Below are 24,277 nucleotides of genomic sequence, written 5' to 3'. Positions count from 1 at the left end.
TGCATAGCCCGCAAGGCCCTGGGGCCTTGCGGCTTTTTGCTTCCCTTCGAACCTTGCGAGCAAGCTCGCGGTTCTTTGGAAAGCAAAAAGCCCCGCAACACTGGTTGCGGGGCTATGCGCTTTAAGTGATCGCGCCAGGATTCGAACCTGGGACCGTCTGCTTAGAAGGCAGATGCTCTATCCAGCTGAGCTACGCGACCAACATTTTAAATGCTTCACCCGAACCTGGGACCGTCCCGCCAAAGGCGGGATGCGCTATCCAGCTGAGCTACGCGACCAATATTTAAATGTTTAACTCGAACCCGGGACCGTCCCGCCAAAGGCGGGATGCGCTATCCAGCTGAGCTACGCGACCTTATGTTGTGCCAGGGCCCCTGGTCGGGAACTCACCAGCCTAAGGGCCCAGTGCGTGCAAAGGCGGGGCAAATATACGATTAACCTAAAAATCAGGCCTAAAATTCTTCAGGCAAACGCCAGGGGACTTTAAATTTCGAAGCGCGGGCATACCAAGAGGGATCGGTATGCGTTAGTGCAGGATATAAACATGTATTCCATGAAACACCTAATATCGGCCGCGTTATTCTTAATTGGCTTTGCCCCCTTAAGCGCGCAGCAGGAACCGGAAAACGAGGTCAAAGTCCAAATCTTTACCCAGGAGGAAAAAGACAACCTGCAGCTTTGGTATCATGAAGGCCTTCAAAAAATGGGGCTTTCCGAGGAAACCGAGGCGCGGTACCAGAGTATCCTGACATACTATGCGGTAAAAATGGCCCGTCTTGACGACAGGGACCAGGAATGGACCCCCGAACAGTTCAAAGGCAAATTAAAGGAATACCTTACCAAACAGGAATCGGAAATCCGGAAAATCCTGACCCCTGAGCAATATACCATGCACGAGGAAATCTATGGGGAATTCCTGCGGTCCGTTTACCGGCGCTGGAATATTGACCCCTGAGCCTGAAACCCCTTAAACCTAAAGGCTTTCGTCCATGATCTCCTGCACGACCTCCGGGTTGAGCAGGGTGCTGATGTCGCCCAGGTCGGCGGTATCCCTGCAGGCGATTTTGCGCAGGATCCGGCGCATGATTTTCCCGCTCCGGGTTTTTGGCAGGCCCGGCACGAACTGGATTTTATCGAGTTTGGCAATAGGGCCGATCTGTTCGGTGATCTGCTGGTTGATCTCGCGGCGCAGGTTTTCGCGGTCCCTCCCCTCCCCGGTTTCCTTCAAAATCACAAAACCGTACAACGCGTTTCCCTTGATCTCGTGGGGGAAGCCAACAATGGCCGACTCGGCCACGGCCGGGTGTTCGTTGATGGAATCCTCTATGGGTGCCGTGCCCAGGTTATGGCCCGAAACGATGATGACGTCATCTACCCGCCCGGTAATCCGGTAGTATCCCACGGCATCCCGCAGGGCGCCGTCACCGGTGAAATAATTGTTTTTGAAGGTGGAAAAATACGTGTCGTGGTACCGCTGGTGGTCGCCCCAGATGGTACGGGCCATGGAAGGCCAGGGGAATTTGATGCATAGCCGCCCGGAAACCTGATTGCCCTTTATTTCATTGCCCTCATCGTCCATCAGGGCAGGCTGCACCCCGATAAAGGGCAGGGTGGCGTAGGTAGGCGTGGTTGGGGTCACAAACGGGATGGGGCTGATCATGATCCCCCCGGTTTCCGTCTGCCACCAGGTATCCACGATGGGGCTCTTCCCCTTGCCCACGTTGTTGTTGTACCAGTGCCAGGCCTCCTCGTTGATGGGCTCCCCCACCGACCCGAGGACCTTCAGGGAAGAAAGGTCGTACTGCTCCACATATTCGAGGCTTTCACGGGCCAGGGCCCGGATGGCCGTTGGGGCCGTATAGAACTGGGTGACCCGGTGCTTTTCCACCACCTTCCAAAACCGCCCGTGGTCCGGGTAGGTGGGCACCCCTTCGAAAAGGACGGTGGTGGCCCCGTTGGCCAGGGGGCCATAGACGATGTAGGAGTGGCCGGTAATCCAGCCGATGTCGGCCGTGCACCAATAGACATCCCCATCGCGATACTGGAAGATATTTTTAAACGTATAGGCGGTGTATACCATATAGCCGCCACAGGTATGGACCATCCCCTTGGGTTTGCCGGTGGAGCCCGAGGTATACAGGATAAAGAGGGGGTCTTCCGCGTCCATGACCTCCGCTTCGCAGGCCGGGGAAGCCCCGTCCAGCAGGGGTTGCAGCCAGGTATCCCTTCCGGGGACCAGGGTAACCTCCCCCCCTGTGCGTTTTACCAGAAGCACCCTTTCGACCCCGGGGCAACTTTCCAGGGCTGCATCTACAATCGCCTTCAGGTCGAGGGTTTTTGACCCGCGGATTGAGCCATCGGAGGTAATAACCATTTTACACTGGCAATCGTTGATCCGCGTGGCCAGGGCGTTGGAAGAGAACCCGGCAAAGACCACCGAGTGAATGGCCCCCAGGCGTGCACAGGCCAGCACTGCCACGGCCAGCTCAGGGATCATGGGCAAATAGATGCACACCCGGTCTCCTTTGGAAATACCCTGCTCCTTCAAGACATTGGCCATGCGGCACACCCGCTCATGGAGCTGCCGGTAGGTGATATGTTGCGCCTGTTCCCCTGGGTCGTTGGGTTCGAACAAAATGGCGGTCTTTTCCCCCTGTGTCGCCAGGTGACGGTCCAGGCAGTTCTCGGTGATGTTCAGCCGGGCCCCTTCAAACCAGGCCACTTCGGGTTTGCTGAAATCCCACCGAAGGACGCGGTCCCATTTCTTCCTCCAGCTGAAATGCTCTTCCGCGATTTCTTCCCAAAACGCCTCGGGGTCGCGGACCGATTTGCGGTAAACCTGGAAGTATTCCTCCAGGTGCTTGATGTGGTAATTGCTCATAGGGTTTCCGTCAATTTCTTTTGCCAGGACCCTGCCCGGCTGCTCGGGGAACTAAATATAGGAAAAGAAAAAGAACCCCGGGCACCCCCTTTTCCGGGATCCCGCTGACGCAGGTCAGTGCATTTGTGCCGACTTCTTCTGAAATTTATACAATTTACAAGACGCACCACCATGACCGCAAGGCTTGCACATACCACCGATGTTGCCATTTGGGCTGAAGGATACAGCCTGCAGGAACTTTTTCGCGCTGCCCTTCGGGAAATGAACGAAGTGCTGTTGCCGGGCTCTTGCACAGGGGTAACCCACTACGACTGCAACATGCGCATCCGGCTGCAGGCAGCGGACGCCACTGCCCTGCTGATCGATTTCTTATCCGAAGCCCTGGCCCTCACCTATATCCAGAAGGCTATTTTTTGCTATGTGTATTTTGAGCGGCTGACGGAACGGGAGGTCGCGGCCAACCTGTATGGGGCCTGGTTCGGCGAGGTTGAAAATGAAATCAAGGCAGTGACCTGGCACGAAGCCCGGGTGCAACAGGTGGAGGGGAAATGGCAGACCCCGGTTTTATTCGACCTTTAAATGAAAAAGATCCGAAAAACAGATATTATCGCCCTTTCTCCCTATTGGTGGGAAATCCCCGCCAGCTTCAGGGCTGATATGCACGTGCCGGCCCAGATCATCGCGGAGGAATCCCTGCTCGACGAAATCCTGGACGACCGGTCGCTCCAGCAACTGGTAAACGTCACCACCCTTCCCGGCATCCTCAAGGCCGCCTTTGTAATGCCCGATGTGCACGAAGGCTATGGTTTCCCCATCGGCGGGGTGGCCGCCACTGCCTACCCCAACGGGGCCATATCACCGGGCGGGATCGGCTATGATATCAATTGTGGGGTACGCCTTTTAAGAACCCCTTCTCCAGTTGCAGATATTCGACCCTTCGTACCGCAACTGGTTAGCGAACTCAACCGGCAAATCCCCTCTGGTATGGGTACGCCCGGCCGTTTCACTCTTAGCGAGGAGGAAATGGACGAAGTGCTGCTGACCGGGGCCGAATGGGCCGTGAAACAAGGGTACGGCACCCAGGAAGACCTGGAATTTACCGAAAGCCATGGGCGCCTCCCCGGGGCTACCCCGGCAAAAGTGTCTGTAAGGGCCCGACAACGCGGAAGGGACCAGCTGGGCACCCTCGGCTCGGGAAACCACTTTGTGGAAGTGGGGTACGTGGAAGAAATCTTTGAAGCGGAACTGGCTGCCGGGTACGGCCTTTTCGAGGGGCAGGTGACGGTGTTGATCCACACCGGCTCCCGGGGGCTTGGCCACCAGGTGGCCACGGACGCCATCCGGAACATGGTAGAGGCCATGCCCCGTTACGGGATTTCCCTCCCCGATCGGGAACTCGCCTGCGTGCCCTTTGATTCCCCGGAAGGCCAGGAGTATTTCCAGGCCATGTGCGCCGCAGCCAACTTTGCCTGGTGCAACCGGCAGGTCATTGCCTGGGAGGTACGGGAAGCCTGGAAGGCGGTATTTGGCGAAGGGGCAGCCCTCCCGGAGCTCCTTTACGATGTGGCCCACAACATCGCCAAGGTGGAAACCCACGAAATTGAGGGAGAGACCCGGAAAGTTATCGTACACCGAAAGGGAGCCACCAGGGCCTTTGGCCCGGGGCATGGGGAAATCCCGGAGGCACACAGGGCCTGTGGACAGGCCGTACTGATCCCCGGGAGCATGGGCACGAGTTCTTACGTGCTGGCGGGCACGGCGCAAAGTTCCGGTATTGCCTTCGGGTCCTGTTGCCACGGGGCGGGAAGGCGGCTCTCCCGGACCGCTGCGAAAAAACAGGTGAATGCCCCGGTACTCAAACGGGAACTCGAGGCCGCAGGGATCTACCTGGAAGCTTCCTACCGGCGTATCGCTGAGGAGGCCCCGATCGCCTACAAAGATGTAGACCTGGTGGTGCAGTCCGTTACTGCTGCGGGAATTGTGAAGCCCGTGGCCCGGTTGCGGCCCCTCGCGGCCATCAAGGGGTAGCAGAAAATTAAAAACCTCCTTACCTTTCGGTTAAATCTGCTGTTCCATGGACGAAAAAAGCCAAAAAACCCCACCGGCCTACAAACTGGACTATTCCCTAAGTGCGGAAAAGCCATTCCTGCAAGGACCACGGACGCGTTTAAATGAACTTTGGTTTACCCTAAAGGTGGGCTACCATTTTATCAGGGCCTTTCGGAAAATGCACTTTGTCGGCCCCTGCGTCACCGTATTCGGGTCGGCCCGGTTTTCCCCAGACAACCCCTACTACCAAATGGCGGAAGCTGTGGGGAAAACCCTGGCGGAAATGGGGTTCACCGTTATGACCGGGGGTGGGCCCGGCATCATGGAAGCCGCCAACAAGGGGGCCTTTGAAAACCATGGGTATTCCATCGGGTGCAACATTATTTTACCCAGGGAGCAGCAACCCAACCCCTACCTGCATAAATGGGTGAACATCCCTTATTTCTTTGTCCGCAAATTCATCCTCCTGAAATATTCCTATGCCTTTGTAGTGATGCCGGGCGGCATCGGCACCCTCGATGAGCTTTTTGAATCCCTTACCCTGATCCAGACCCGCATGATCGAGGACTTCCCGGTGGTGATCATGGGCAAGGAATACCACAAGGAACTTTTCGAACATGCCCTGGTGATGGCGGAAAATGAAAGCATCGCCCCGGAAGACATGGAACTGGTCTTTATGACGGATTCCGTGGAAGCGATGCGGGACCACCTCCAAAAATATGCGGTGGAGCGTTTTGGACTGGTCCGCAAACCGATCAGAACCCGCTGGTGGCTGGGGGAGCAAAACCGGAAAGCCCGGGACTGAGCAGGCGCCATGGATGGCAAACCCTGGTCCGCACGGCCCGGCCGGGCATGGAATACAACATGGTGGAGCACGATATGGCCATTGACGGCATGGAAACCCTGGAAGGGCTCCAGATCGGCTTCAGGAACCTGTAAACCAAGGGGTTGCGACAGGTTCAGGGCACCTCAATTCCCAAGCCTTCCCAGGCCAGGGCGGCCGGCCCCAAAACCGCCTCTTCACTTCGGTGGCGGGAAAGCAGGACCCTGACCTTTTCCCGGTAGGCGGTAAACAGGCGGGATTCCATGCTTTGGCGCACCGGTTCAAGCAGGAGGTCCCCGGCCTGGCTCAGGCCACCGGAAATGATGAAGGCCTCAGGGTCGAGGTGGGCTGCAGTATCCGCCATTTTGAGGCCCAGGATCTTCCCCGTGTAGGCAAAGGCCTCCAGGGCTACCGGATCCCCGTCCAGGGCGGCCCGGGAGATGGTTTTGCCGTCGAGGGCCTCAAAGGAGTATTTGGAAAGTACAGAATGGGTACCCCCGCGGGCAATCAGCTCGAAAACCGTGCGCCGGATCCCGGTAACCGAGGCGTAGGTTTCGAGGCATCCCTTCAGCCCGCAGTTGCACTGCCTGCCGTCCGGGTAGACATTGATATGGCCGATTTCCCCCGCCATCCCGTGGCTTCCGGTGAGCAACCGCCCGTGGCTGATGATCCCGCTCCCCAGGCCGGTGCCCAGGGTCAGGGTGACAAAATCCCGCATCCCCCGGCCCACGCCATAATGCAATTCCCCCAGGGCGGCGGCATTGGCGTCATTGGTAAGGAAGGCGGGCAAGTCCCAGAGCCTGCACAGGGATTCCCTCAGGGGTACATGGGGGCCCCACCGGAAATTGGGCGGGGTTTCCATGGTACCCGTCTGGTGGCTGGCGTTGGGGGCCCCGATCCCCATTGCCAGGGGCTGGTATTGCCCTCCGGCCCGCCAGGAGTCGAATACGCTTCCTACCTGCCCTAGGAAATGGGTGAAATCTTCGGTAGCCCCGGTGGGGAAAACCGCGGTTTGTAGGACGTCGCCCCTTTGGGTTACCATCCCGATCTTGGTAAGGGTACCCCCGATATCCAGGGCCAGGACATGGTGTTGTTCGTGATTGTGACCTTTTTCTTTCATGCTCCAAAGTCTGTGGTGTTGGTCCCCGGTCGGGTTTTCCGGCCTCCGCACGGGGACTGACCAGGGGATTCGGATCCTCCGCCGGTAAGGGGGTCCCGGCAGCACCCCGGAAGATCAGGCATCCCGGGCGAGGGTTTTGCCGAATTCGGGAGCCCTGACTCCAAAAGGTACCCCGAAAATATTTTTCAGAAACTGACGCAGGTCATTTCCCCAGGCCTTGTAAAGGGGTATATTTGTCCTGTAAGATTCGCGTAAAGCCTATCTTGCCGGAAATGTCGGCCTTAGGTGGCCGGTATTTCTGAAATCAAGGCTTATCAACCCTTAGGGGTTCATGGGCCGTTTGAAAATCACAAGGCTACAATTGCTGCCATCACTAAACCGGCAGGGTTTTAGCGATAGACCCCTAAAGGAAAAGGGATGATGTCAAGAGTGTATTGATGGTTTTCATAGGAAACAGGAGGCGAAAGCCTCCTGTTTTCGTTTTGGGAATCCGCCAGTTTGCCTTAAAGACCTGGCGAAGGGGGGCTTAAGGCTGCGGCCGGCTGTGCGATCAGCTATCGAGGTGCAATCCGATCGGACAATGATCGGAGCCTTCGAAGCCTGCGTGGATACTGGCATCCTTTACCCGGTCCTGCAGGGCCCTACTGACCAGGAAGTAATCGATCCGCCAGCCGATATTGCGCTCCCGTGCATTGAAGCGGTAGCTCCAATAGGAATACGCTTCGCGGTCGGGGTTCAGTTCCCGGAAGGTATCGAGGAAACCCGCTTGCAGCAGCCGGTCCATGCCGTCGATCTCCACCTGGGTATACCCTGCGGTTTTGTTGTAATTGGCCTTGTCGTTCTTCAGGTCAATGGGTTTGTGGGCCACATTCAAGTCCCCGCAAAGGACTACGGGTTTTTGAGCCTGTAATTCCCTGAGGTACTTTAAAAAGGCCCAATCCCAGGCCTCCCTGTAGTCGAGGCGTTTTAGGCCCTGCCCGGAATTCGGTACGTAGGCATTTACAAGGAAAAATTCGCCGTAATCCGCACATTGAATGCGCCCTTCATCCAGGAAGGGTTTCCCCTGAGGTCCGGTATCCACACGGAGCGGCTCAGGCCGGCTGAGCAGGGCAGTTCCCGAGTAGCCCTTTTTTTCAGCAGGGTTCACATAACAGCGATATCCTTCCAGTTCGGAAAGGATCCCGGCTACCGTATCGGTATCGGCTTTGATTTCCTGAAGGCAGAGGATGTCGGGGTCCAGTTCGCGTATGGCATCCAGGAATCCCTTTTTGGCTATGGCCCGTATACCGTTGATGTTCCAGGAAATTAAATTCATAGGCTGACAGGGGTTAGGTGTTTTTATGAAAAGTACGGCCTTACCACTCCCCGTTCAGGGTAGCCCTTCCCGTTCTTTTCCGGACCATTCCGTAATCCGGATCCGGTAGACCAGGGGGATGCCCGTTGTTTCCGACTTGCTTGAAAAATCATCGATGGAGTCCACATCCGCCACCCCCTGCTTTTTCAAAAGCCTCTGGATCCCTTCTGAAAACTCCCTGAGGTGGTACTTGGCATCAATCTGGTGCAATTCCTCAAAGATTCCATGGACCATCACCGAACGCCACTTTTTGAGGGCATCCATTTCATATACCATCAGGGAAACCTCCGGGAATTCGCGCATGGCATTTATTTTATGCCCTTCCATGGCGTAACTGATAATGTGGTTGTTTTTCTCGTCGTAGAAATAAGTAATGGGCAGCACATAAGGGGCCCTTTGGGCAATATACCCGAGGCTCCCGATATAGTGGCCCCCGAGCAGCTGCCGGATCTGGGTGTCGTTCAAATCTTTGATCATGGTATTTCAGGCGTTAGGTTAAACCAGCCCGGGCAGCACCCGGTTTTCTCCTTTCTGTAAATATAAATAACTTAGGCGAAGGGGAAATGATCCGGGTCATTGGCCCGGGGCTTTTGCTGCTCGATCTTTAACAGGTAAACACAATAGCTATGAAAGGTTCTTTGGTACTGGGGAAGGTATGGGGCATCAGGATTATGGTGCACTGGACTTTTTCGCTCTTGTTGGTTTGGGTGCTGTTTTCCACCTTCCAACAGGGCGGAGGGGTTTCCCTTGCCCTTTTCAATACCGCCCTGGTCCTGGTCCTTTTCTCCTGCGTGGTATTGCATGAACTGGGGCATTCCGGGATGGCGCGCCGGTTCGGGATCGAAACCCGCAGCATAACCCTGCTGCCCATTGGGGGGGTGGCCTCCCTGGAAAAAATGCCGGAAAAGCCCAAAGAAGAACTCGCCGTGGCCCTGGCGGGCCCGGCCGTGAATGTCGTGATTGCCTTCCTCCTGTTGCTGATTGTACCCCTTGCAAAATATCAGGGGTTTTCCCCGGAACAATGGGAAGCTTTTTTTACTGCCCCCACCCTGGATACCTTCCTGGTTTACCTGCTGATGGCCAACATGATGCTGGTGTTGTTCAATATGATCCCTGCCTTCCCGATGGACGGAGGAAGGGTCCTCAGGGCGTTGCTCGGTTTTTCCATGAGCCGGGCCCGTGCCACCGAGATTGCCTCCCGCCTTGGACAGGCCGTTTCCTTTATTTTCCTGCTGCTCGGCTTGTTGTTCAATCCGTTCCTGGTCATTATAGCCGTTTTCATCTTCTTTGGCGCCTATGCCGAAAACAAAATGGTCCAGCAGGACGCCCAGCTCAGTGGCCACCGGGTGGGTGAAGCCCTGTTAACCGACCTGACCCTGTTGCATCCGGAGGATCCCCTGAAAAAAGCCATAGAAATCATCCTGAAGGGAAAGGAGAAAGAATTCCTGGTGTTTCGCGACGGGACGGTTGCCGGGATCCTGCCCTACAAGGTGATCCTGGAACACGCCGAACAGCCGACCCGCCGGGTGGGTGAGCTTATGCAACCCGATTTTGCCTCGGTGCATCCGGAAACCGGGTTACAGGAAGCCATCCAGCTAATGGCTTCCAGGGGCCAGAAATTCCTCCCGGTCCTCCGCGAGGGACAGCTGGTCGGGGCAATCGACAGTGAAAACATCAGTGAATTTATTTTGCTCAAAGCGGGGTTGGGGCAGCCTTTTTCAAACCATTGACCCAGATCATTTCCATGTTCCGCGGGTCGCCTTTCCTTTGTGGTAGTCTGAAATCGGGCCTGGGGGTCACCTCCCTTTTGGCCCCTTCTAAAACCAAAGACCATGGTACTTCCGCGTTCCGTCGATTCCGAACTGCATATCCCCCTTGAAAAAGTGACCCTGAAAGGGAGGTTCCGGCTCCCGGAAAACCCGAAAGGGATTATCCTGTTCTCCCACGGCAGTGGCAGCAGCCGGAAAAGCCCCAGGAATAATTATGTCGCTGAAATCCTTTACCAGCAAGGGCTGGGCTCCCTGCTTTTCGACCTCCTGACCGAAGAAGAGGACCAGGTGTATGAAAACCGGTTCAATATCGGGTTACTCACCCGCCGCCTGATCACGGTTACCGACTGGGTGCTTGTCTATGCCTACCGACCCAACCTGCCACTGGGCTATTTCGGGGCCAGTACCGGAGCTGCGTCTGCCCTGAGGGCAGCCGCCCATTTCCGGGAAAAGATTGCGGCCGTGGTTTGCCGGGGCGGGCGTCCGGACCTCGCCATGGCCGACCTGCCAAGGGTAACGGCCCCCACCCTCTTTTTGGTTGGCAGCCTCGATCACCCGGTCATAGAGCTCAACCGGCAGGCAGTCGCGCTGATGCGGTCTGATGCCGAACTGGAACTGGTGCCCGGGGCGACCCACTTGTTCGCAGAGCCCGGGAAACTAGATCTGGTGGCTGAAAAGACAGCGGCCTGGTTCCAAACCCATTTCGAAAAAAAGCGGGCCTATGTTTAAAAATCGCAGCGAAGCCGGCCAGTTACTGGCCCATGAACTCATGAAATACAAAGATGAACCGGTGGTGGTTATCGCCATCCCAAGGGGGGGGCTGCCGCTGGGTGCGGTTGTGGCCGATGCGCTCGGGGCCCCATTGGATGTGGCCCTTACCAAAAAAATAGGCCACCCTTTTAACAGGGAATACGCCATTGGGGCCGTCAGCCTGGACCAGGTGGTGATAAACCGCCCGGGAGATATCGACCCCTACTATATTGAAAAGGAAACTGCGCGCCTGAGAGACCTCCTCCAGGAACGCCATGAACTCTTCCACAGGCATAAACCGCCGGTAGATGTGAAGGGGAAAACTGTTATCATTATTGACGATGGCATTGCAACCGGCAATACCCTACGGGTAACCGTAGCTCTTGTAGCCGCTGGAAACCCAGGAAAAATCGTCGTAGCTATACCTGTGGCACCACCCTCCGCCGTGGAACGCCTGCGCGCCATGCCTGAGGTTGCTGCGGTCACCTGCCTGGAAACCCCCTGGGATTTTCAGGCCGTGGGCCAGTTTTATGAAGATTTCCGACCGGTTTCCGATGCTGAGGCCCTCCGGATATTCGAAGGGGGCACCGTTTCCGGCGCCCCCTTGTAAGTCTAAACCCAGGGGTCAGGCCTTTTGGGCACTGACTACCACAAAGGAGCCCTCGCCAAAACCGGGCCTGGGGAACTGCTCCTCTTTGATGGAGTCGGCTTCCCCAAAAAGGACCTGGTTGAATTCCAGAGACTTGAATCCGGTTTCTTCAAGGAGTTTTTCAATATGTCCGGGGGTGTAAAAAACAGCATCCCGGTAAAAGGTGCTGAAGCGGCGACGCTCCTGGTACGCCCTGGCAATCGGGCGGTCCGACGGCAAAAAGCCGATAATTATAAAGCCGTTTTTCTTCAGTACCCGGTTGGCTTCCAGGAAGGCGTGCTTAAGGCTTTGCAGGTGGCAGACCGTCACAAACAGCACAAAATCGAATTGCAGGTCGGCATACGGCAGGTTTTCTGCCATGGCATCCATGACTTCGATGCCCTGTTCCACGGCCTTTCGGGCCATTTCCGGGGAGGGTTCCACCCCCTCCCGGATACCCAGCGGACCAGCAAAACGGCCCGTTCCCAGGCCTATCTCGATACCCCTGAGGGATTCGGGAAGGCGGTTGAAGTGTTCCCGGATCGCTCCGAGTTCTGAAGCATAGATTCCCGGGTTGTCCTCATACCAGGCTTCATAGTCAGCCACGTTCCGGTCGAAAGCTTCGGTGTTATAGGTTGTTTTCATAGGTGGAAATTTTTTTTCGGGCCTTTGGGGTGCGGACCTTACGGTAAAGGCATACAGGCAGTCCCCCAAAACCAGGGGAACTGCCTTTGCCGCGCCACGGGCGGTGATTTACGAATTTCGGACCCCAAAGGTCACTTTGGCATTGACCCGGTACTGGGCAATTTTGTTGTCCTTCACCGTAACCTGCATGTCCTTGATATACACAGACTTGATGTCTTTGACGGTTTCCGCAGCCTCTTTGATGATATTTTGCACGGCATCCTCGAAACTCACGGTGGAGTTCCCCAGGAGTTCAATTACTTTCAAAACGCTCATGATGATAGATTTTTAGGGTTATTATTCTGTTTTCACGATTCCGGGAATGCAGGCCAGAGGCCCGCTGTCGTCCGAAAGGCAGGAAAATGCACCTTTACCGGAAGTCCCTGAACCAATCCCTAAAGTACCACCCTGATCCAAGGGGGACAATGACCTGCATCAGTGCCCTTTTGCAGCGATGCCATCTGTAAGGGCCTCCTGAAAGCCCTACCCGGAATGAACCCGGGCGGCCAGGGCCCGAAAGCAAAGGATCAGCACAACGGACCCCAGGGCAAACGCCAGCGGGAGCAACAGGGAACGGACATCGATACGCTCCAGCCTCAGGACCCCCGAAACCGCCGGGATGGCATAGGCCATGGCAATGAGACCCAGGGAAAGGAGGATGGCCCCCCAAACATACGGGTTCAAAACCACCTCGTTTTTGAAAAAAGACGCTTTAGGGGCCGTCATATTGAAGACATGGAACAACTGGGCCGCCATAAGCGTATAAAAAGCCAGGTTGTTGATTTGGGAAGCGGGCAGCCCGAGGACAAACTCCCCGTACAGGACCACGGCCAGCACCGCGATACTGATTCCAAGCCCATAGGCGATAATGTCGGTCCATTGCCTTTTGTCCAGGATGGGGGCCCGGGGGTTTTCCGGGGGGCGCTCCATGATATCCGAGGGCCCGGCGCCCAATCCAAGGGCCAGGGCAGGGAACACATCGGTCACCAGGTTTAAGAACAGGATCTGCATGGGCAGCAAGGGGGCCGGGAGGTTGCCTATGGCGGCCACGGCCACGGCAAGGACCTCGGCAAGGTTGCAGGAAAGCAGGTAGACGGTGAACTGCCGGATGTTATAAAAAACCACCCGGCCCTGGCGAATGGCCAGCTCAATGGCATTGAAGGATTCGTTTTTCAGGATCACATCGGCGGCTTCCCGTGCCGCCTCGGTCCCCCGAACCCCCATTGCGATGCCGATATCGGCCATTTTCAGTGCCGGGACATCATTGATGCCGTCGCCGATCATCCCCACAATGTGGCCTTCGCTTTGAAACCCGGATACAAGGTCCATTTTCCCTTCAGGAAGTACCCTGGCAAAGACCAGCGTTTTGGCCCGGGAACCTGCCGGCGGGGGTACCATGCCGGAAACAACCACCCCGGACCCGTGATCTTCCCGGATCAGGCCTGTGTCCCGGGCTATCCTGCGGGCGGTTTCGGGATGGTCGCCGGTGGCCATGACCACGCGGATTCCCGCTTTCCTGTAAATTTCAAAAACCGGTTTGACATCGTTTCTCGGGGGGTCCATGAACCCGATGACCCCGAGGAAAACCAGGTCTTCCAGCCATGCTTCCCCTTCAGGGAGGGCGGAGCGTGGGGCATAGGCGAAGGCAAGCGTCCGCAGGCCCCTGGCCGCCATGCCCGAGATGAGCTCCTTCCAGGCTTCCTTTTCCTTAAAGGGAACAGGGCCCTCAGGGCCAAGGATGCGGGCGGTATGCTCACAAAGGGCTTCAAAGGCCCCCTTGGCGTAAACGAGGTATCCCTCCGCGGCCCTGTGGGCCGTTGCCATAAGTTTCCTCCGGGCATCAAAAGGTAATTCTGCAAGCTCCGGGAAGGCTTCCCGGGTCTGTTCCACATCCAACCCTGCTGCCCGGGCAAAATCCAACAAGGCCGATTCCAGGGAATCGCCCTGCACCAGCCCGCTGCCCCCGGCATTGTTGCATAATACCGCGGTGTGCAGGAGTTCGCGCAAAACCGGGTCTGATCCGGTTGCGATGCCCGGAAGTTCAGCAGTATCGGCTTGCAGCACTTGCTGCCCGGAGCCATAACACAACTGGCTCACCCTGAGGCTATCTTCGGTGAGCGTACCGGTCTTGTCGGTAAGGATGATGTCAGTAGCCCCAAGGGTTTGGATAGCTTCCAGGTTTTTCACGATAACCTGGCGCCGGGAAAGCCGCGACATCCCCCTGGCCAGGGCAATGGTGGCTACAATTGGGAGGCCTTCCGGGATGGTGGCTACCGCCAGGGCAACCGCTGTTTCGACCATTTGCACAATTCCCACCCCCCTGAAAAAACCGATAGCGGCAATCAGGGCCGAAATAACAAGGGTGGCCCAGATCAGGTGGATGGAAAGTGCCCTGAGCTTTTTTTCCAACGGGGTTTTGGGTTCGGATGCCCCGAGGGCCATCTGCTGGATTTTGCCCAGCTCTGTGGCGGGTCCGGTGGCCACCACAAGGCCTGTACCGCTCCCGGTAACCACTACCGTACCCTTGTATAGCATGTTGGACCGGCTGGTGAGGGGGGTGTCCGCACCCAGTACCCCGGCCTGTTTCCAGGAGGGCACACTTTCCCCGGTAAGGGCGGATTCCTTAAGGCTCAGTTGTTCTGCCGTAAGGATCCGCAGGTCGGCCGGAACCACGTCCCCCGGGCTCAATACCACCAGGTCCCCAGGCACCAGGGCAACACTGTACACCTGTTTCAGCGTTCCCGAGCGGATCACCCTGGAATGGGACTGGCCCAATTTTCGAAGGGCCTCCAGGGTCTTGTTGGCCTGGCTCTCCATAAGGTATCCGATAACAACGGATATTCCGATGACCACCGCTATCGCAGTACCTTCCCAGGCATCTTTGAAAAGGTAGGCCAATGCAGCTGCCACCCCCAGGATATAGATCACGGGATCGGCGAATTGATCCAGGAATATCCTGATCCGACTTCTCGGCTTCCTGCCGGCAATTTCATTTTTTCCAAAACGCTCCAGCCGGCTATGGGCTTCCCCAGTGTCCAGGCCCGTTTCCGGGTCGCTGGCCAGTGCCCGCGCCACTTCCCTGGCGGTGAGGCTATGGGGTTCCGGGATGGGGGTATCTAAAGCCATTACATGGGGCCGCTTTACGTGAAAAACCGGACCCCTCCTGAAGGTGGGTCCGGTATGCATTTAAATGGTCGGGGCCTGTATTTGTTTCAATAACGAAACAGGGCCATTGCCGCGCCGGCGCCCTTCGGGAGCCCTGCTTCAGGGGCTACATAAACCCTGCCCCCCTGGTTGAGGGTGAGAACTACCGCCTTGTTCAGAAGGGATGGAGAAAAGGCATCCGGGTGCTCTTCCCGCGTCAGGGTAGCAGTCTCTTCTTCATAGGTTCCCCAGGCCTCGGCTTCGGGAGCGATAAATAAGGTATCCACTTTTCCTTCAACGGCAGCCCTTAGGACGCGGTCCATCTGTGCGGAGGCCCTTCCGGTGCCAAGGAATTCCTCAAAACGCGCCCATTTTTCTTTGCCCTCCTGTTCAAAAACAGGCTCGAGGGCAGCCAGTGCCCTTTCCCAAAGTTCACTGTCGGACACCTCTGAAAGGTTGGTGATTACCGGTTCTTCCATCACCTGGTCGAAGGAAGTTACTTCCCTGTAAAGGCTTGCCAGGTATTCCTGGGATGCAAGGAGCATTGGGGCGGGGTCGGCGTCAAGGATGGGGCGCAGGCCTTTGTCAACACTCCGGAAATACCGCTCGATTTCATTTTTGCGATCGCGGTCGGCCTCTGCATGGCCGTGGTACCCTGCCCCTTCATGGGCCTGGTGGCCACTTCGAAACTGCAGGCCTTTTTGTTCATAGTCATAGCCTACCCGATCCTCCATCTGCTGCGGGACCTTTCCTTTCAGATCCACTTCTGCCAGGCCCATCCGGGACCCGCGGAAGAGCCGGATCCGTTCCAGTTCCAGGGAAAGGAGGTAAAATTCATCTTCCCCGTTAAGTTCAGGCACCAGGGGTACAATATAAAAGGAGTCGGAAATCCGATGGGAAGGTGTAAAGGCCAGCGGAAGCCTGAAGGTCTTCACCTGCGATGGGGAGGCAAAAATGGCCAGGCCCTCGGACTGTTCCCTCCAGAAGGCCCCGTCGCGCTGCAAAGCTTCCAGCGGGCTAAGGCGGCTATCTATTTCCTTAGTCGATAACCCGGCGCGCTCCAGGGCCTTTCTGATTTTGCGGAGTTCCACATCCAGGGCCTGTGCATCCAGGCCCTGAAGAACTTCTTCCCCGGTGGCGTGGGTGGGCAGGTAAATGGATATGCAATGTGTTTCACGGGTTTCGGTCAGGTAGCGGAGGTCTTTCCTGCTAATCCGGTCCCTGTTGGTCGTAGTATTCGGTGTAGTCATCATGGCGCCGGTTTTTACGGGTTTTGAAATCAGTTCATTTAAGGACCAAAAAGTAAAGAGAATCCGGGAAGGCTGAAATGACCTGAATCAGGTGGTATCCTAAATCCAGACCCACAGCCTATCAGGGGATATAGTGCGCTACCCTGCCAACGATACTCCTGAAAGATTTCTCAGGGAATTCAACAGTTTTTAAAGCTCTGGGCTGATATTCGGATAAAATCCGTTAAAATCAGCCAAAGGTCAACCGGGCCGGCCCATCCGTCAATCGGGAGGGGCCCCGTCATTTTCCATCCCCTAGTTTTGCCCCGTAAATTTCAAATCTTAAAACCTGATTCTTATGAAAACAATTAAGCTTATTTACGTATTTATGGCATTGGCCCTGGTGGGCTGCAGCAAGGACGATGATGGCACCGCAACTCCGAAAGAACCCGTGGCCCAGGCCATCCCCCCCACCATCGCGCTCAAATCCGGATCCACCGACCTCTTCCCGGGGGTGATCGGGGCACCCCAGAAAGGGAGCCTGCAGCATACGGTGGAGGCAGAAGCAAAAGATGGCTTCAAATCCCTGGAGATCCAGAAAGTGGTCGATGGCAGTGCCACTTCCTACCAGGTCATTGACGAGAATTCGGCAGAGTATGCCGGGGGAAACGTGGTGGCCTACACCCTGAACTATATTTTTAAGGAAGAGGACCTGGGAAAAGACCTGTCATTCAGGGCAATTGTTACCGACCAGAATGACGCCAAGGTTACCCTGGATTTTGCACAGGCCGAAGTAAAGCGGCCAATGATCACTGCCAATGTGATGATGAAGGCGGCGGTGCCCCTGAATCCGCTGGCGATCAACATCCCGCATTACCTGATGTTGAGAGATGATGAGTGCCTGGGGATCAGCCTGGAAGATATCGATGAGAAGCAGCTCTATGACCAGATTATCGGGGTATTCAGCCTTAACGATGGATCCGGGTTCTACCTGGCTTCCCCGAACACCCTGCTGGAAGCAGAACTGCTCAACTTGTTCCCGGAGGAGAAAGCCACTACCAAGTTCAAGGAACTGGAGCTTACCGCCGATGAATTCGAGGCCTTTACCATCTATGAAACCTTTGAGGTGGAGGATTTGTTCGCCGGTGCGGCATTCAATGCAGATCCCGAAAAGCTCGAACTGGTTAGTGAGGTAGATAAGGTTTTTACCTTCCGGACCGATGAAGGACGGATTGGACTGGGGCGAATCACCGGGTTTGATATTGTCAATGGGGAGGCAATCCTCGACCTGGAAATAATCGTTACCCAATAACGTCCTTGCACTAACCTTGGAACATCGGCAGCCTATCCTGCCGATGTTCTTTTTTAAACGCGAAACCATGGCCTTACAACTACTTGAAACGGAACCTTATGAAGACCTGCTCCTGTATTTTTCACGGGTCATCCTCCAGGCCGATACGGAGGATGAACTGCTTTGGAGGGTAGCCCGGGAGTGTATTGGGAAGCTGGGTTTTGCAGACTGCGTCCTCTATGAACTCTCGGAAGGGTATTTGATCCAAAAAGCCGCCGTGGGCCCGAAGGCATCCGGCCAGTATACGATACAGAACCCCGTTCGCATCCCCCTTGGTCAGGGGATTACCGGCGCCGTAGCTGCCAGCGGGAAGCCTGAAATCGTTGGGGACACCGCTGCAGATCCCCGGTATATCGTGGACGATATGCCCCGCCTGTCTGAAATTTGCGTCCCCATTTGTATGGACTCCGCAGTCTATGGGGTGATCGACTGCGAATTTCCCGAAAAGGATTATTTCAATGGGCAACACCTGAGGATCCTCACGGCCATTGCCAATTTTTGCGCCGTCAAAATCAAGAATATCCGTACCCAGCAGGAGCTGATGCAGGAACAAAGTCGGTTAGTGCAACTCCGCCAGGAAATGGTCGAGCTCAAATTGCGTTCCATAAGCACCCAACTGAACCCTCATTTCGTGTTCAATGCCCTGAACGCCATACAATATTTCATCACTACAGGGAATAAGAAATTGTCGATGGAATACCTGTCGCTATTTAGCCGGCTGATCCGTTTTTACCTCAAACACCTCGATCGGGAAACCGTGGAACTCGCCGAAGAAATCCAGATGCTCCACTGCTACCTCCGCCTGCAAAAGCTGCGTTACGACAACCGGTTCGATTACGAAATCCATATGAACGGGTCAACGGCCTGCAAGGGTGCGGTGATCCCCGTTTTTATCCTTCAGACCCTCTTTGAAAATACTATTGAAACCTCCCTGCCCCAACAAAAGGAGCCGTACCGCCTGCATATCCAATTCACTACCTCGGGAAAATGGGTAACCGTGGAAGTTACCTATTGTTGTAACTTTAACCTGGGGCACCACCTGAAATACCGGCCGGAGTACCGGGAGCGCCTGATGCGCTGGCAGGACCAGGTGCGCCTGTTGAACCGGGTGAAAAACTACGGCATTAAAAAGTCAATTAAGGCTGCAATGCCTTCAGATCGAAAAACCAATTTTAGTACCATTTGCCTGCAATTGCCCAACCTAAGCTGATCGCCACGGTACTCCCGTGGCTCCTTCTGATGCTGTTTCAGGGGATGGCCCGGGATGCGGAACCGAAAATCCCCGGAAAACCGGTGGATGCCTCCTTCCTGGTCATTGAAGGATCCGCAGATACCCTGGAATATATTCCCTTTATTGCAGGCTCAGAAAGTCTTCCCTTCAAAAAGCTACGCGGCCGGGTTGCTACCCGACCCGAAGAAACCTACTGGGTGAGGCTTGATTTTCAGGGATGGGAAAAGGAACTGTCTTCCCGGCCCCTGTGGATTTTACAGACCGGGGTGTTCAATGAAGCCGAAGCGTACCTGCAGCATTTAGAATTTTTTTACAGCAAGGCCTTCGGGAGTTTCCAGCAACCGCGCAGCCCGGGAAGTCACATGTTTACAGACCGCATTGAATTTGACCCATCGCACCTTATCGGCGGGCGTTACCTGATCCTCAGGCTCAGGAAACTCACCGGGCGCGGTTACATAGATCCGGGGGCCTTTAGGGTTTACGACCAGCAGGCCAACCAACTTGCCATGGCCAGGGAGGCCCTCGAACGACAACAAAAAGCCGCCGGGACCTATCTTTTTCTCGGGCTTGCCATCCCCATGCTGCTGTTTACCCTGGTGGTATACCTGCAGAACCGGCAGAAGGACTTCCTGCTGTATGCCGGATACCTGCTTTTCCTGATCCTCTTTTTCGGGAGGACTAAAATTCCCGGATATCTGAACCTTGTCGGGAATGATTCCTTTGTATCCTTTTTCGGGAGTAATTTATTCGAAATCCTTTCCAGTATTTTCTATACGGGCTTTACCATAGAATACCTTAAAACCAGGACCCATTACCCCCTCTTCCATAAATTTCTCTGGGGAATCATTGGGTTCCTGGCGGTGTTGCTGCTCGCTGACAGCAGCCTGTTGCTTGCCAGGGGATTCCAATACCATGAGTTCCTGCTGAACCTCAGGGCACTGGTGCTGTCTGCCTTCGTCCTGCTGGCCATCGCCTACCTGTATACCCGGGGTAAAAGCCGGTTGGCCTACTTCATCGCCACGGGATCGGCCTGTTATTCCCTGGGGTCGATAGGCCTTTTCGCCACCGGGGACCCCAACTATTTACTGCTGGGGGTGATCCTGGAAATTATGGTATTCGGGTATGGCCTTGCCTATAAAATTTATCATGTGCAACGCGAAAAGCAACGCCTTGAAAAAGAAGCTTCTGACCAAAAAATGAGTGCCTTACGGGCGCAGATGAACCCGCATTTCATATTCAATTCCCTTACAGCTATCCAGCACCTGATCACCCGAAACGACCGGTTGGGGGCCTTGAAATACCTCAATAAATTTTCGGTGCTGATGCGCAGGACCCTGGAACACTCGGTAACGGCAAACATTTCGCTCGCCGAGGAAATCCGATTCCTGAACCATTACCTCGAAATTGAGCACCTGCGGTTCGAAGGGGCTTTCTCCTATGAGGTAACCGTAAGCGAAGACCTCGACCCTGAGGCCACAGAGGTGCCCCTGCTACTGGTGCAGCCTTTTGTGGAAAATGCCATTATCCACGGCCTGATGCCCAAGTTGTCGGGGGCGCGGGAATTGCAGGTTGCATTTTCCACGGACCAGGGCCTCCTTAAATGCGAGGTAACCGACAATGGCATCGGCCGGGAAGCCTCCCGGAATCGACAACGCGGATTTGGAAAGCGCCATGTTTCCAGGGGGATGGAAGTCACCCAACAGCGCCTTCAGATGCTTCCTGGCCCAACCGCTGCCCCGGGACAAATGGAAATCACCGATTTAAAGGACCCGGAAGGTACCCCCCGGGGTACGCGGGTAACCCTCTGGATACCTTTGCAATAACTTTTTGACCGCTATGAAACTCAATGCCCTTATTGTAGAAGACGAAAAACACAACCAGGAAATCCTGAAAGGCCTGCTGACGGAATTCTGTGAGGGAATAGACATCGTTGGAATCACCGCTAATGTGGAAGATGCCGTTCGCCTGATCAGGGAGCGCAGGCCAGACGTGGTCTTCCTCGACATAGAATTACAAACCGGATCGGGGTTTGACGTGCTGGAACAGGTGAAAGGAATTGCCCCTGAGGTCATTTTTACCACGGCCTTTGAGCACTACGCCATTAAAGCCATAAAAATGAGTTCCCTGGACTACCTCTTAAAGCCCATTGATCTTGAAGAACTGCAGGAAGCCGTGGAAAAGGCAAAAAGGGCAAAAAACAAACCGGGTTATGGGGAGCAACTGGAATCGCTGCTTCAAAACCTCAGGATCCCGCAAAGCGACCACGTTAAGCTCTGCCTGAATACCGCCGAGGGCATGGAGTTCGTCAACAGCAGGGACCTGCGTTACCTGAAAGCGGATGGTTCCTATACCCAGTTCCATCCCATTTCCGGAGTACCGATTTTGGTGAGCAAGCATTTGAAAGAATATGAACGCTTGCTTCCCCCTTCAGATTTTATGAGGGTCCATAACAGCTACCTGATTAACCTAAGGGAAGTGAAAAGGTACGTAAAGGCCGATGGCGGGTACATCCTTATGAAAAACGAAGCGCATATTCCGGTTTCGCGGTCGAAGAAAGAGGAATTTCTGATGCGGATGCAGGGGCTTCCTCCGCAGTAATACCCTCCAACTTCGCTACAGGGCAATCCTGAAAGAATAAAGGGTGCATACCGCAGTAACCTTCCTGCATGCACCCTTTTTGTTAGCCATTCCATAAGCAGCCCTCCGGTTAAGGGCAGGCGCCTGGTTTATTTTTCAGGCGAAAGGCTTTTGTACACCAACCCGGCAATGGCCGCCCCGACCACCGGGGCCACCCAGAAGAGCCAAAGCTGGCTCAGGGCCCAGTCCCCGACAAACAAGGCCTGGCTGGTACTCCTGGCAGGGTTTACCGAGGTGTTGGTTACCGGAATGCTGATCAGGTGGATCAGCGTAAGGCCCAGGCCAATGGCGACTCCGGCAAAGCCCCTTGGCGCCTTCGGATGGGTGGCCCCCAGGATGATGATCAAAAACATAAAGGTCATCACCACTTCGGTAACCAGGGCGGATACCATGTTGTACCCGTCCGGGGAATGGGCACCATAGCCATTGGCCGCGAACCCGCCAAGTTCGAACCCGCTTTTCCCGCTGGCAATCAGGTACAGGATTCCTGCCCCTGCAATGCCGCCCAACACCTGGGCCAGGATGTAAGGGGCCAGGTTTTTGGCCTCAAAGCGCCCCCCCATCCAAAGCCCGACCGAAACGGCCGGGTTCAGGTGGCACCCGGAAATATGGCCTATGGCATAGACCATGGTCAGGACTGTTAACCCAAAGGCAATGGAAACCCCGACAAAGCCGATCCCCAGTTCCGGATACCCGGCTGCCAGCACGGCACTACCACAGCCCCCCAGGACCAGCCATAGGGTGCCGATAAATTCTGCTACCAGTTTTTTCATAATTCATTTGTATTTGGTTGAATTGATAAGTTGTTCTTAAATGTAGCAAAATATCAAATTCAAAAAGCCGGAAAAACATGTGGTTTCCGCCGGGGCCTATCCTAAATTGGCCATCCCAAACAACCCTACCTTCAAAAGGGGCCCGGGGCCCATTGTTTTGTGACACTAGGCTTTCCGGGCTAGTTTATTTAGTTACCCTGGCCTTCCTTCGACTGATTTTTAATAGATTTGAGGGAACCGCCTATTTAACTCAATATGAATTGGGATATGGAACACGGAACAGGATTCAAAAGAATGGGGGATTGGCTGAAAATGGCCCCTGCCGCCCTGGCATTTCTATTGCCGGGGTGTTATCCGGATGAGCCGGAGTTTGTGGAGGAGTACGATGTGGTATATACCAATTACGCTCCCGAGTTCAATTTTGACAACGCGTACACCTATGCCCTGCCTGACGGGGTCCTGCTGATCGATGACGACCGGGGCCCGAACGGTCCCCCGGAGTTTATAGACGACCAGTTCGGGGATGCCATCCTTGACAACATACGCCAGAACCTCAATGCGGAGGGCTGGACCGAGGTGGATGAGGCGGACGGCCCTGACCTTATCGTGCTGGCCTCTGCCTTTGATACCGAGTTCCTCTATTTCTACGACCCCGGCTACTGGTGCTGGTATTACCCCTGCTGGGGCTGGTGGTACCCGGGCTACCTGCCGGGATATGTAACCGGTTACCGAACCGGGACCGTATTGATCCAGGTTACGGATCCCAATGGGGTCCTGAATGAGGAAGTACCGGTCGTCTGGACCGGGGCCATCAACGGGCTGCTTCAGGGAAGTGACGCAAACATCATCGGCCGGATCGATCGCAACCTTGACCAGGCCTTTACCCAACCTCCGTTTGATTAATTCCAATTCGAGACACTCATGAGACGTTTCCTGATAACTGCTTCCCTGCTGGCTTTGTTCACCACCCTCTCCTTTGGACAGACCAAATTCGCCCTTACCTACAGCGTGGGCTTCCCCTCCGGGGAGACCTCCGATTATTTGGAATCCACCAGTTGGCGCGGGGTGAATATCGACTACCAGTATTTCATCCGGGAAGGGTTTGCCCTCGGATTCAGCGCCGGATGGCAGGTGTTCAATGACGACCTCGGTTTTGTAACTGAAACCACCGGGACCGAGACGCTATCCGGGTTTCGCTACAATTACCTCAATAGTTTTCCGATCCTGGTCACAGGGAGCTTTTATTTAAACCCTTCCGGGGACCTGAACCCCTATGCCGGCCTGGGTATCGGGCTGGTGTACAGTATATTTGACCAGGACACGGGCCTCTTCCGGGATGAACGTACCGGATGGCCCTTCAGCCTGCGGCCTGAAATAGGCCTGGATTACGAGGTGGGCTATAATGTGGGCATCCGTGCCTCTTTCAGGTACAACTACGTCGCCTCGGGGGATGAACTCCCCAGCCTGCCGTATTATGCCTTCAATATCGGCCTGGTCTGGAGCAATTAGAACACCCCACCATTGGTAGCCCAAGGGTACTGATCTGCTCAAGGGAAGCTGTTCAGGCCGGCCATCACCCCCGGGGCAGTGCATGTGGGTAGACCACGGCGTCAGCATAAACCTTTGGGAATTGCGGAAATACACCCTGGCAGGCGGGGCTGTATCCTGCTGAAGGTCCCGTCCCCTTCCCGTATTGCCGGTCCAGGAACAGGGAATTCCTGGCCTGAATTCAAGGGCAACCCCCGCAGCAACAAAGCCCACCTGCCATAAGGGAGCGGACTCTGTCTTTTGGGTTGGGAAGGTGGTCCTGCACGGGCACCAGGAATCCCAGGGGGGACCCATGGGTAAGGAACA

23 protein-coding genes and 1 tRNA gene are annotated in these 24,277 nt (G+C 55.4%); 14 read left to right on the top strand and 10 right to left on the bottom strand.

The features are described from left to right. Positions 1-126: 126 nt before the first annotated feature. Positions 127-200 (bottom strand) — tRNA-Arg (locus NG653_RS00265). A 353-nt stretch (positions 201-553) separates the two neighbouring features. Here NG653_RS00265 and NG653_RS00260 point away from each other — a divergent pair. Beyond that, positions 554-955, top strand: coding sequence for a hypothetical protein (locus NG653_RS00260; protein WP_252739649.1), 402 nt, complete (start codon positions 554-556; stop codon positions 953-955). A gap of 18 nt (positions 956-973) precedes the next feature. On the opposite strand, the gene acs is transcribed toward NG653_RS00260, so the two are convergent. Then, a complete protein-coding gene (acs, locus tag NG653_RS00255; protein WP_252739648.1) occupies positions 974-2,881 on the bottom strand; it encodes an acetate--CoA ligase in 1,908 nt (635 codons plus the stop codon). A gap of 171 nt (positions 2,882-3,052) precedes the next feature. Between acs and NG653_RS00250 the strand changes: the two genes are divergently transcribed. Genes NG653_RS00250 through NG653_RS00235 form a run of 4 tightly spaced genes read left to right on the top strand, consistent with a single transcriptional unit; the run spans position 3,053 to position 5,869 of the window. Continuing rightward, complete coding sequence (locus tag NG653_RS00250) at positions 3,053-3,460, top strand: archease (RefSeq protein WP_252739647.1); 408 nt, start codon at positions 3,053-3,055, stop codon at positions 3,458-3,460. Beyond that, positions 3,461-4,909, top strand: a complete 1,449-nt coding sequence (locus tag NG653_RS00245) for an RtcB family protein (protein WP_252739646.1) — start codon at positions 3,461-3,463, stop codon at positions 4,907-4,909. A gap of 46 nt (positions 4,910-4,955) precedes the next feature. After that, the gene (locus NG653_RS00240; protein ID WP_252739645.1) at positions 4,956-5,735 is read left to right on the top strand and encodes an LOG family protein; all 780 of its coding nucleotides are present in this window, start codon (positions 4,956-4,958) and stop codon (positions 5,733-5,735) included. Beyond that, the gene (locus NG653_RS00235; protein WP_252739644.1) at positions 5,699-5,869 is read left to right on the top strand and encodes a hypothetical protein; all 171 of its coding nucleotides are present in this window, start codon (positions 5,699-5,701) and stop codon (positions 5,867-5,869) included. Before NG653_RS00240 ends, NG653_RS00235 begins: the two co-directional genes overlap by 37 nt. Before the next feature lie 20 nt (positions 5,870-5,889). On the opposite strand, the gene NG653_RS00230 is transcribed toward NG653_RS00235, so the two are convergent. The 3 genes from NG653_RS00230 to NG653_RS00220 form a co-directional block, all read right to left on the bottom strand. Beyond that, positions 5,890-6,873 (bottom strand): ROK family protein, encoded by a 984-nt coding sequence (locus NG653_RS00230; RefSeq protein ID WP_252739643.1) that lies wholly within the window; start codon positions 6,871-6,873, stop codon positions 5,890-5,892. A gap of 550 nt (positions 6,874-7,423) precedes the next feature. After that, complete coding sequence (locus NG653_RS00225) at positions 7,424-8,188, bottom strand: exodeoxyribonuclease III (protein WP_252739642.1); 765 nt, start codon at positions 8,186-8,188, stop codon at positions 7,424-7,426. A gap of 54 nt (positions 8,189-8,242) precedes the next feature. Then, complete coding sequence (locus NG653_RS00220) at positions 8,243-8,704, bottom strand: pyridoxamine 5'-phosphate oxidase family protein (RefSeq protein WP_252739641.1); 462 nt, start codon at positions 8,702-8,704, stop codon at positions 8,243-8,245. A 149-nt stretch (positions 8,705-8,853) separates the two neighbouring features. Between NG653_RS00220 and NG653_RS00215 the strand changes: the two genes are divergently transcribed. From NG653_RS00215 to NG653_RS00205, 3 genes are all read left to right on the top strand, one after another. Beyond that, positions 8,854-9,957: a site-2 protease family protein gene (locus NG653_RS00215; protein WP_252739640.1), complete on the top strand. Its 1,104-nt coding sequence runs from the start codon at positions 8,854-8,856 to the stop codon at positions 9,955-9,957. Between the two features lie 102 nt (positions 9,958-10,059). Beyond that, positions 10,060-10,725 (top strand): dienelactone hydrolase family protein, encoded by a 666-nt coding sequence (locus NG653_RS00210; protein ID WP_252739639.1) that lies wholly within the window; start codon positions 10,060-10,062, stop codon positions 10,723-10,725. Next, positions 10,718-11,356: a phosphoribosyltransferase gene (locus NG653_RS00205; RefSeq protein WP_252739638.1), complete on the top strand. Its 639-nt coding sequence runs from the start codon at positions 10,718-10,720 to the stop codon at positions 11,354-11,356. Before NG653_RS00210 ends, NG653_RS00205 begins: the two co-directional genes overlap by 8 nt. 15 nt (positions 11,357-11,371) lie before the next feature. Here the strand turns inward: NG653_RS00205 and NG653_RS00200 are convergent, their stop codons facing one another. The 4 genes from NG653_RS00200 to NG653_RS00185 form a co-directional block, all read right to left on the bottom strand. Then, entirely contained in the window at positions 11,372-12,019 is a 648-nt protein-coding gene (locus NG653_RS00200) for a class I SAM-dependent methyltransferase (RefSeq protein ID WP_252739637.1), read from the bottom strand. Between the two features lie 108 nt (positions 12,020-12,127). Then, positions 12,128-12,334 carry a dodecin family protein gene (locus NG653_RS00195; RefSeq protein ID WP_252739636.1) on the bottom strand — a complete coding sequence of 69 codons (207 nt, stop codon included), beginning with the start codon at positions 12,332-12,334 and terminating at the stop codon, positions 12,128-12,130. Positions 12,335-12,541: 207 nt separating this feature from the next. Beyond that, entirely contained in the window at positions 12,542-15,184 is a 2,643-nt protein-coding gene (locus NG653_RS00190; protein ID WP_252739635.1) for a cation-translocating P-type ATPase, read from the bottom strand. 86 nt (positions 15,185-15,270) lie between these two features. After that, a complete protein-coding gene (locus tag NG653_RS00185) occupies positions 15,271-16,455 on the bottom strand; it encodes a baeRF3 domain-containing protein (RefSeq protein ID WP_252739634.1) in 1,185 nt (394 codons plus the stop codon). Positions 16,456-16,789: 334 nt separating this feature from the next. Between NG653_RS00185 and NG653_RS00180 the strand changes: the two genes are divergently transcribed. The 4 genes from NG653_RS00180 to NG653_RS00165 all read left to right on the top strand — a co-directional run bounded on the left by NG653_RS00180 (position 16,790) and on the right by NG653_RS00165 (position 21,611). Then, positions 16,790-17,743, top strand: a complete 954-nt coding sequence (locus NG653_RS00180) for a hypothetical protein (RefSeq protein ID WP_252739633.1) — start codon at positions 16,790-16,792, stop codon at positions 17,741-17,743. Positions 17,744-17,810: 67 nt separating this feature from the next. Next, positions 17,811-18,992, top strand: coding sequence for a histidine kinase (locus tag NG653_RS00175; RefSeq protein ID WP_252739632.1), 1,182 nt, complete (start codon positions 17,811-17,813; stop codon positions 18,990-18,992). Next, entirely contained in the window at positions 18,965-20,836 is a 1,872-nt protein-coding gene (locus tag NG653_RS00170) for a sensor histidine kinase (protein WP_252739631.1), read from the top strand. Before NG653_RS00175 ends, NG653_RS00170 begins: the two co-directional genes overlap by 28 nt. Positions 20,837-20,849: 13 nt before the next feature. Next, positions 20,850-21,611: a LytR/AlgR family response regulator transcription factor gene (locus NG653_RS00165; protein ID WP_252739630.1), complete on the top strand. Its 762-nt coding sequence runs from the start codon at positions 20,850-20,852 to the stop codon at positions 21,609-21,611. A 128-nt stretch (positions 21,612-21,739) separates the two neighbouring features. On the opposite strand, the gene aqpZ is transcribed toward NG653_RS00165, so the two are convergent. Next, positions 21,740-22,423, bottom strand: coding sequence for an aquaporin Z (gene aqpZ / locus NG653_RS00160; protein ID WP_252739629.1), 684 nt, complete (start codon positions 22,421-22,423; stop codon positions 21,740-21,742). A gap of 267 nt (positions 22,424-22,690) precedes the next feature. On the opposite strand from aqpZ, the gene NG653_RS00155 reads away from it, so the two are divergent. Next, positions 22,691-23,326 (top strand): DUF4136 domain-containing protein, encoded by a 636-nt coding sequence (locus NG653_RS00155; RefSeq protein WP_252739628.1) that lies wholly within the window; start codon positions 22,691-22,693, stop codon positions 23,324-23,326. 18 nt (positions 23,327-23,344) lie between these two features. Continuing rightward, positions 23,345-23,932 carry an outer membrane beta-barrel protein gene (locus NG653_RS00150; protein ID WP_252739627.1) on the top strand — a complete coding sequence of 196 codons (588 nt, stop codon included), beginning with the start codon at positions 23,345-23,347 and terminating at the stop codon, positions 23,930-23,932. Positions 23,933-24,277: the final 345 nt, after the last annotated feature.

Origin of the sequence: Robiginitalea marina (assembly GCF_024006985.1) — a bacterium.
In the GTDB taxonomy this organism is placed as follows: domain Bacteria; phylum Bacteroidota; class Bacteroidia; order Flavobacteriales; family Flavobacteriaceae; genus Robiginitalea; species Robiginitalea marina.
The sequence above is the reverse complement of the archived record's forward strand: the minus strand, read 5'-3'. Positions and strand labels throughout refer to the sequence as shown.